The sequence below is a fragment of the Bacteroides sp. 2201st1_D9_2201SCRN_220225 genome, assembly GCF_040928965.1.
Taxonomy (GTDB): Bacteria; Bacteroidota; Bacteroidia; order Bacteroidales; family Bacteroidaceae; genus Bacteroides; species Bacteroides stercoris.
Genome location: NZ_JBCODG010000017.1, coordinates 66,896 through 75,810, shown reverse-complemented (window position 1 = coordinate 75,810; position 8,915 = coordinate 66,896). Strand labels below are relative to the sequence as shown.

Annotated in this window: 8 protein-coding genes, 1 tRNA gene and 2 pseudogenes; 9 read left to right on the top strand and 2 right to left on the bottom strand. The window is 39.6% G+C overall.

Annotated elements, in window-relative coordinates; translation table 11 throughout:
- Positions 1-87: pseudogene (locus AB5903_RS07800) on the top strand (transposase); the annotation flags it as partial.
- Positions 88-245: 158 nt separating this feature from the next.
- On the opposite strand, the gene AB5903_RS07795 reads toward AB5903_RS07800, so the two are convergent.
- Positions 246-319 (bottom strand) — tRNA-Thr (locus AB5903_RS07795).
- A 231-nt stretch (positions 320-550) separates the two neighbouring features.
- Between AB5903_RS07795 and AB5903_RS07790 the strand changes: the two genes are divergently transcribed.
- From AB5903_RS07790 to AB5903_RS07765, 6 genes are all read left to right on the top strand, one after another.
- Positions 551-1,078 carry a DUF4199 domain-containing protein gene (locus tag AB5903_RS07790; protein ID WP_005652088.1) on the top strand — a complete coding sequence of 176 codons (528 nt, stop codon included), beginning with the start codon at positions 551-553 and terminating at the stop codon, positions 1,076-1,078.
- 64 nt (positions 1,079-1,142) lie between these two features.
- Complete coding sequence (locus AB5903_RS07785) at positions 1,143-2,096, top strand: glycosyltransferase family 2 protein (protein ID WP_195658701.1); 954 nt, start codon at positions 1,143-1,145, stop codon at positions 2,094-2,096.
- Positions 2,097-2,098: 2 nt separating this feature from the next.
- Positions 2,099-2,584 carry a DUF6452 family protein gene (locus AB5903_RS07780; RefSeq protein WP_117740225.1) on the top strand — a complete coding sequence of 162 codons (486 nt, stop codon included), beginning with the start codon at positions 2,099-2,101 and terminating at the stop codon, positions 2,582-2,584.
- Positions 2,553-3,320, top strand: a complete 768-nt coding sequence (locus AB5903_RS07775; RefSeq protein ID WP_040315413.1) for a DUF6048 family protein — start codon at positions 2,553-2,555, stop codon at positions 3,318-3,320. Before AB5903_RS07780 ends, AB5903_RS07775 begins: the two co-directional genes overlap by 32 nt.
- 6 nt (positions 3,321-3,326) lie before the next feature.
- Entirely contained in the window at positions 3,327-3,905 is a 579-nt protein-coding gene (locus tag AB5903_RS07770; protein WP_368117745.1) for a manganese efflux pump MntP family protein, read from the top strand.
- A 105-nt stretch (positions 3,906-4,010) separates the two neighbouring features.
- Positions 4,011-5,033 carry an FAD:protein FMN transferase gene (locus AB5903_RS07765; protein WP_060385810.1) on the top strand — a complete coding sequence of 341 codons (1,023 nt, stop codon included), beginning with the start codon at positions 4,011-4,013 and terminating at the stop codon, positions 5,031-5,033.
- Between the two features lie 356 nt (positions 5,034-5,389).
- Here the strand turns inward: AB5903_RS07765 and AB5903_RS07760 are convergent.
- A pseudogene (locus AB5903_RS07760) lies at positions 5,390-5,617 on the bottom strand (DMT family protein); the annotation flags it as partial.
- A gap of 65 nt (positions 5,618-5,682) precedes the next feature.
- On the opposite strand from AB5903_RS07760, the gene AB5903_RS07755 reads away from it, so the two are divergent.
- Positions 5,683-7,482: a recombinase family protein gene (locus AB5903_RS07755; RefSeq protein WP_258998507.1), complete on the top strand. Its 1,800-nt coding sequence runs from the start codon at positions 5,683-5,685 to the stop codon at positions 7,480-7,482.
- A gap of 767 nt (positions 7,483-8,249) precedes the next feature.
- The gene (locus AB5903_RS07750; RefSeq protein WP_195639324.1) at positions 8,250-8,879 is read left to right on the top strand and encodes a MarR family transcriptional regulator; all 630 of its coding nucleotides are present in this window, start codon (positions 8,250-8,252) and stop codon (positions 8,877-8,879) included.
- Positions 8,880-8,915: the final 36 nt, after the last annotated feature.

The following is an 8,915-nucleotide window of genomic DNA, read 5'->3' as shown; positions in this document are numbered from 1 at the left end:
GCAAAAATAAAGGAGTTCCGCACACAATTCAGAGGAGTAAAGGACAGAGCTTTCTTCCTGTTCAGACTGGCGAAAATTTATGCATAAGCTATGAATCCCTCAGGTTTTTACGTTGACCCTGCCAACCGGGGAAATCCGCTGACCCGTTTTTACGTTGACCCGAATAAAATAAGGCCGTTTTCAAACTGAACCGAAATATCATAAAGACAAAGAGATATATCATCGCTGATATATCTCTTTTTTTGAGCCTCTTGTCGGATTCGAACCAACGACCCCGAGATTACAAATCACGTGCTCTGGCCAACTGAGCTAAAGAGGCGGGTGGGTAAGCTATCTACATCGCGCCGCTACAACCAACTACCTTTGCTGCGATCAAGCCCTGGAGGATTCGAAGGGAGCTGGCCGTATAGGACTTACCCGTTTTGCGAGTGCAAAGGTAGATAAAAATTTTAAATCTGCAATACCTTCCCCTAACTTTTTTCAACTTTAACAAGAATACAGGGTCTACAACCAATATTATTTATAACTTTGCGCCATATTTCTAAGAAAAATGGCAGAAAATAAAGGTTACATGCAATATGCAATGTTGTTCGGCACCTATTTGGGAGGATATTGGATTTTAAAATTCATCCTCTTCCCTTTAGGATTGACAATTCCGTTTTTATCTTTCCTTTTCGTAGGGCTCACGTTATGTGTCCCTTTCATGGGCTATTATTATGTACGAATGTATCGTAATACTGTATGCAGCGGCAGTATCAGTTTCTTGCATGCATGGATATTCACAGTATTCATGTATATGTTTGCCGCATTGCTGACGGCAGTGGCACACTACATTTATTTCCGTTTCATCGATCATGGTTTCGTTATCAATGCCTACGAATCTCAAATTGATATCTTAAACAAAAGCGGTGTACCGGACATAGAAGCCTATACAAACATGTTTCAAGAAACATTGGAGACTGTGAAATCGCTCACTCCCATAGATATCACCATGCAACTGGTGTCATGGAATGTATTTTGCGGTTCATTGCTCGCGCTTCCTACCGCCTTATTTGTAATGAGGCGTAAAAAGGAATGACAAGAACAGACAAATTTCAAATAAATCAGGTATAGTATAATATAGTAAAATCGTAAATAAGCAAATGGATATTTCAGTTGTCGTTCCTTTATATAATGAAGAGGAGTCTCTTCCGGAATTGTTTGCATGGATTGAACGGGTAATGAAAGCCCGTGACTTTTCTTATGAAGTTATTTTCGTTAACGACGGAAGTACCGACCGTTCCTGGCAAATAATAGAGCAATTACAAACAAAATCTGATAAAGTGCGCGGAATAAAGTTCCGTCGCAATTATGGCAAATCACCGGCTCTCTATTGCGGTTTTGAACAGGCCCAGGGCGATGTTGTGATTACAATGGACGCCGACCTGCAAGACAGTCCTGACGAAATACCGGAACTATACCGCATGATTACGGAAGATGGCTACGATCTGGTGTCCGGCTGGAAGCAAAAAAGATACGATCCGCTGTCAAAGACCATACCGACAAAACTGTTCAACGCTACGGCACGCAAGGTTTCCGGCATAAAGAACCTGCACGATTTCAATTGCGGCTTGAAAGCCTATCGCAAAGATGTTATAAAAAACATAGAAGTGTACGGCGAAATGCATCGCTATATCCCCTACCTGGCAAAGAATGCCGGTTTCAAGAAGATTGGCGAGAAAGTCGTACGCCATCAGGCACGGAAATTTGGCAAGACAAAATTCGGCGGGTGGAATCGTTTCTTCAACGGATACCTGGACTTGATATCCCTCTGGTTCCTTTCCACCTTCGGCATCAAGCCTATGCACTTCTTTGGCATATTGGGTTCTCTGATGTTCTTCGTCGGATTCGTTGCCGTCATTATTGTCGGCGCCAGCAAGCTGTATTACATGAATCAAGGGATGCCCTACCGCCTTGTGACAGATTCTCCCTATTTCTACCTGTCACTGACATCCATGATTATCGGCACGCAGTTATTTGTGGCAGGTTTTCTCGGAGAGTTGATATCCCGCAATGCACCAGAACGCAATAAGTACCAAATAGAGAAAATGATTTAACCATGAAAGCATTAGTCAGATTTATAATATTCGGGGCTGTTCTTTTCCCTGTTTTCAGTATAGCAATATCCTGTTCGGAAGAAGCGGACTGTTCAATGACAACGCGAGCCATGATGCAATGTTACCTATATACATTGGATCCTGACACCAAAGTGGTATCCAATGATACCTTAGACTCTTTGACGGTTACTGCCTTTGGCACGGATTCCGTCATCATCAACAATCAAAAAAAAGTGCACGATCTCTCGTTGCCACTGAGATATACCGCCGACTCCACCGTACTCGTGTTTCATTACAGCAAGACATTGACAGATACGCTTGTTATTCACCAAACCAACACACCTTACTTCTTGTCAATGGATTGCGGTTATCAAATGAAACAAGCCATAACAGATGTCCGATACAGTCGCCACAGTCTTGATTCTATTCGCGTTGCAAATAAAGAAGCCGGAATTTATGGAGCAGAAAATCTTAAACTATTCTATTAGTCTAGCGTTCTGTTTGCTGCTGTCTCTTCCATTACAGGCACAAAACAGTGACATTTCCGCTCCGCCGGCAAACACTCCGCCCAAAAAGGAGAAAAAAGAGGCCAAAGAGGAAGTGCACTATCCGCTGTACAATGGTATTTCTGTCAGTGTTGATTTATGGGGGCCCGGAAGCAAACTGTTCGGGAGTGACTTTTTCAGCAGTGAGGTAGCTGTCGATGTCAATCTTAAAAATCGCTTTTTCCCGATTGTAGAATTAGGATATGGCAATACTGATACTTGGAGCGACAAAGGAATACATTATAAAACCGGTGCTCCCTATTTCCGTATCGGTATGGACTATAACGCGCTTTATAACAAAAAACACGGACATATGATACTCGTTGGCCTGCGCTATGCGGCAACGAGCTTTAAATATGATGTAGAAGCGTTAGGCATCAACGACCCTGAATACGGGGGAAGTTTGGGTAATCCGAATTTGATAGACGGCATTTGGGGAAACAGCCTGCCTTTTAATTATAAAGGAATGAAAGGCTCGATGCAATGGGCCGAATTTTGTGTCGGTATACGGGCGCATGTATGGAAAGACCTGTATATGGGTTGGGCGTTACGTTTCAAATTCCGTATGAGTTCTTCCGTTGCCGAGCATGGTGATCCATGGTACGTACCGGGCTACGGGAAGTACAACGGAAACACAACCGGGGTTACCTATACAATAACTTATAAACTACCATTCTAAGAGATAATGACAGGATTAGAAATCTGGTTGCTTGCCATAGGGCTTGCTATGGACTGTTTCGCTGTATCCATAGCCAGCGGCATTATATTAAAACGTGTTCAATTGCGCCCGATGCTGATAATGGCATTGGCTTTCGGCTTTTTTCAGGCACTCATGCCATTGCTTGGCTGGATAGGCGCCAGTTTTTTCAGCCATCTCATTGAAAGTATAGACCATTGGATAGCTTTTGCCATTTTAGCTTTTCTGGGTGGACGTATGATTATGGAATCTTTCAAGGATAAAGATTGCCGGCACGAGTTCGATCCTACCAAGCTGAAAGTAGTAGCGGCATTGGCGGTAGCCACCAGCATCGATGCCTTGGCGGTAGGTGTTTCGTTCGCTTTTCTGGGAGTTTGCAACTTTGCATCCATTCTGCCCCCTATCGGCATCATAGGATTTGTGTCGTTTGCCTTATCACTGGCAGGATTGATGTTCGGCATCCGGTGCGGATGCGGCATCGCCCGCAAGCTGCGTTCCGAACTGTGGGGCGGCATTATCCTCATCGTTATCGGAACGAAGATATTGATAGAGCACTTGTTCTTTTAAATAAAGAGTGAAAAACGAAGAAACGGCAGGCTGTCCGATAAAAGGCAGTCTGATAGAAGGATAAAAAAGAAGATCGCTTAATTTATTTATACAGCATCATACATTATGGAGAAGAAAGCACAACGTAATTTTTTATGGGTTGCCCTGCTTGCCCTCGGCACTATCGGAATACTTGCACGCCACAACCGCGCTGTTCCTTATCAAACTGTCAGCGGACTGATATTCGGAACGGTCTATAACATAACCTATCAGTACGACAGCAATTTGAAAGCCGAGATAGAAGCTGAGCTTAAACGGTTTGACGGATCTCTATCTCCGTTTAACGATACGGCAACGATTACGCGCATCAACCGGAACGAAGAAATCATTCCCGATACTTTCTTCACCAACGTATTCCGCCGCAGCATGGAAATCTCCCGGGAGACCCAAGGTGCTTTTGACATTACGATAGCCCCGCTTGCCAACGCATGGGGATTCGGATTTAAGAAAGGCGCATTTCCCGACTCTGCTATGATAGACAGCTTGCTGGACATCACAGGCTATCCGAAAGTATCGTTATCCGCCGACGGAAAAGTTATCAAACAGGATTCCCGCATCATGCTTTCGTGCAGCGCCGTAGCCAAAGGCTATGCAGTAGATGTCATTGCGCAATTGCTGGAAAAGAAAGGCATCGGCAATTTCATGGTAGATATAGGCGGCGAAGTGGTGGTGCGCGGAGAAAACCCGAAAAAAAGTTTATGGCGCATCGGAATCAACAAGCCGATAGACGACTCGCTCGCCGTAAACCAAGAATTGCAGACCATACTGCAAGTTACCGATGTGGGCATAGCCACTTCGGGAAATTACCGAAACTATTACTACAAAGACGGCAAAAAATATGCCCATACTATAGACCCGCGCACAGGCTATCCGGTGCAGCACAGTATCCTGTCGGCCACAGTGATTGCCCGCGACTGCATGAGTGCAGATGCCTATGCCACCGCTTTCATGGTCATGGGCCTGGAAGAAGCCGAACGCTTTGCCGATTCACACCCCGACCTCGACGCATGCTTCATATATGCGGACGAAAAAGGGGAACTCCGGATGTTCTACACGAAAGGAATGGATAAATATATGACGGTAAAATAGCGATTCGTCCCGGTTTTCATCCTCCGCGAAGTTTTATTTTGAAAAACATCTGTCACGCTATCACAAAAATAAGATAATAAGCTATCATACAATAGACTATAGCGTGACAGATAAGTATGACAGATAAAAATCCCTACAAGTAGCTGTCACACGTTGTGTCGTCCTGTATCGTCCAGATTTCGGCTGAGCAGTTCAACAGCTCCGAAATGAGAGAAAGTACACCTACTTGTTTATTCAACAGCCAAACAATAGCCAACGCATTAGTTATCAGCATAAAACTTTTAGTTCAGGCGGCAAAAACAAAAAGTTTCCCCTGATAAAGCTACCGGTTCCAACCGTTAGACATCACATTCATCCTATTTATAAAAGACAAAATATACCGCCAATACCAGACAAACGAAAGCTGCAAAATGATTCCAATGCAGAGATTCTCCTTTAAACAGTACGGTAGTGAATATTGTAAAGATGATAAGCGTCACTACTTCCTGGATAACCTTAAGCTGCATCAACGAAAAAGGACCGCCATTGCCTATGAACCCGATGCGATTGGCAGGAATCTGAAATGAATACTCAGACAACGATATAAATTTGCCCAGCTTATTGTTTATTACTATATTTGTCCTCATTAACAAGATAAATATTTGTACTTATGAAAGTTATAGGATATTCCAGAGTTTCTACCACCAAACAAGAGTTATATAGACAACGTGATAAAATTAGTAAATTCTGTGACGAAAAGCACTTTTTCCTCAATCGTATTATTGAGGACTTTGGTAAATCTGGTGCTACCAATGAAAGAAGTGGATATAAACAGTTACTAGACTTAACCAATGAAGATTGCGATTTACTCATTATTTCTGAAATTTCTAGACTAAGCAGAAATGATGAAGTAACAGAAACACTACATGATATTCAAAGCATTATTTTAAAAGGAATATCAGTTGTTTTGCTGGATAATAAGGATAAGATTTATAAAGCAAGTGAAAATCTAGATTTTTCAGAGCTTCTCATACTCATATTCCAATTAAAAGGAGCTGCACAAGAAAGAAAAGACATTAAAAAAAAGAACCAAGACGGGAAAATGGCTCTTTTTAGAAGATTCCCATATATTGTAGTAGACTCTCATATTCCATACGGTTATAAAAAAGTGTGGAATAACACGATTAAACGATATGTTCTTGAAGAATATCCAGAAGAACTCAATAATGTAAAGAAAGCATTTGAACTCATATTATCTGGACAAACACTTTATATGACTTCTAAATACTTTACTGATAGAAATATTAATTTTCGGAATATGCCTGCAACTGTAAGTTATCTTAGTAGAATGACAAGAAATGACTTATATCGTGGAATTAGAAGAAGAACCAGTAAATATGATGATTCGATAAAACCAATAGTTGTAGAAGTGCGTATAAAACCAGCTATACCAGAAGTTGATTTTCTAAAAGCAAGAGAAATGATAAAAAACAACAACAAATATATTTCCAGAAGCATTCACAGATTTAACCCATTAAAAGGTATATTCAGATGTAGATGTGGAAAAGCAATGACTGTAAAAGATAAAAAGCCTCAAAAAGGTATTTCCAAATTAACCTATAGATGTAGTAGCGTATACCCCAATTCTAGTAGTTATGCCTGTACTTTTAAGACAGACGAAGTGGGTTATGACCTCACTAATACGATTATGCATCATCTATTTCTCCAACGATATTCAGAAGTTAAAGAGTTCTTCAATAATAACAGCGAAAAAAAGATAAAGGAACTTAGAGAAATAATCAATGGGCTAGAAAGTAAAAGAATTTCCAAAGAGATTGAAATAAATAATTTGAAGCAAAGAATTATTGAAAATCAAAATAAAATTATCAAATTGTCTAGCACTGATTTAGATATGGACTTCATTCAAACCCTAAATCAATATCACAAAGATTTGCAACAAAAATTGCATACAGTTGAAAGTGAAATAAAAAGTATAAATTCAACAGTAGTCCAATATCAAATACAAATAAGTCAGTTGAAAGTTGCCTTAACCAGAGATAATCAAATAAAACCAGAGATTTCTAATGAGGAATTAAGTGAAATATACCATACATTTTTAGAAAAAGTCGAATATTATCCATATAACCTAATGAAAGGAACATATAAGATATATTACAAATCTGGACAAATCTGCTACATTATTGTCAATAAAGTAAGAAACCTTCACAAAGCGTATGCACTTACAGACAATAGTACAATAGACTTAAAGACAGGAAACATTACATTTAACTATATCCCAATATCTCATAACTCACAAAGTCTGACTTTCCCTCAATTGGTAACTAAAACAATCAATATCCATGATATATTTGCTTCCTGTTACGTACAAACATCTGCATTTACAGAAATAAGCATAGATGATAATTATAGGAAAGAATATTTAGCGAAAGTACAGACACAGAATAAATAAATCGAAGCAAGATATTATATATTAAATTCTTATGTTATAAATATGAAATGCCTTTAATTAAAGGCAATATCGTGAGTTAATCTGCACTTCCAGTCGATTTTTCCAGTTTGTGGTATTATCTTTTGGTGGGTTGTCGGAAGTTTTGTATCTTTGTATCAGTGACTTACGAATAGACCGACAGATATACCCACTTCAAAGATTCCTCTTTTTTTACACCTTTTTATCCATAAATTCATCATGCGGCTACTCACTTACGAAGAAATCAGAGAAAAAGCGTTATCACAGGGCGTTTCAGACAATAAGGTCAGCATTGGCATGTGGGCAAGTCTGAACGGGTACATTAAAACCAGAAAACAGATAAGGAAGAAAGTGCACACAGTTTATTATCATCCAAACTGTATGGGCTGTTGAACAGGTATACAGCTTCCATAAAAAATGAAGACTATCCGTTTATAAAGTCGAATTTCACCAGTGTTTCATCCAGGTGGTGTATGGGTGTTTCATCCAGGTGGGCTACTTATAAATACCTATGGAAAATAAATACACTACCTGCTTCATTTTTGCTATCGCAAAAATTCAGTGGCTATATTTTACAGCAGATTTATCATTCCGTTATTAAAACTACACTCTTATGATTGTTCATCTTTCCACAGGATTGCAGTTCAACACACAAAAAGAAGCCAAAATATTCTTTGGCAATCACAGATACAGGAGATTAGTAAGAAAAGGAGATATTCATTTCACCAATTATCAAAGTCCTGTTGCTAATGACAGAAGCAAAACTATCCTATCGCAGAATAACTGAAAGAATTGCGGGAAAATTGGATTTACTTGAAGCCTACTTGTTTTATTGTTTAGCCTTATGCTCTGATTGCTATACTGCTATATCCCATATAAGACAGGAGAAACTGGCAGCTTTCTACGGTATAACCAAAGAGGAACAGATAGGCAAGTGGCTGCACAAATTTGAAGATATGGGATTGATAAAGATACATAGTAACCTTGTTAAGGGAAAATACGGTACTTTTTCCAGATATGAATACGAGTTAGATACGGAACATTATGTACTAATAGGAAATACACTATATGACGAACCTATTTCCAGAGAATTGAAAGGTTTTCTCGTTTTGTTGAAATGCAAATGTCTGAATGGTACGAATACATGCAAGTATTCTCAGAATATGTTAGCGAAAGAATTAGGTTTAAGTGCATCCACTATATCAAGATACATAAGACAAGCGACAGAACTCAGATATGTAAAGAAAGATAAGAAAGGTATTCATTTACTTGACAAAGATATATTCTTGATAACGAGTGAGACGCAAATAGCTGTTCTGAAAAACGTATATCCGGAAATTTTAACGGATGAGGATATAGCCAGAGGATTTTGCTGTTAATATCCTTATTCTTATTATATACTACTGCAAGATAGC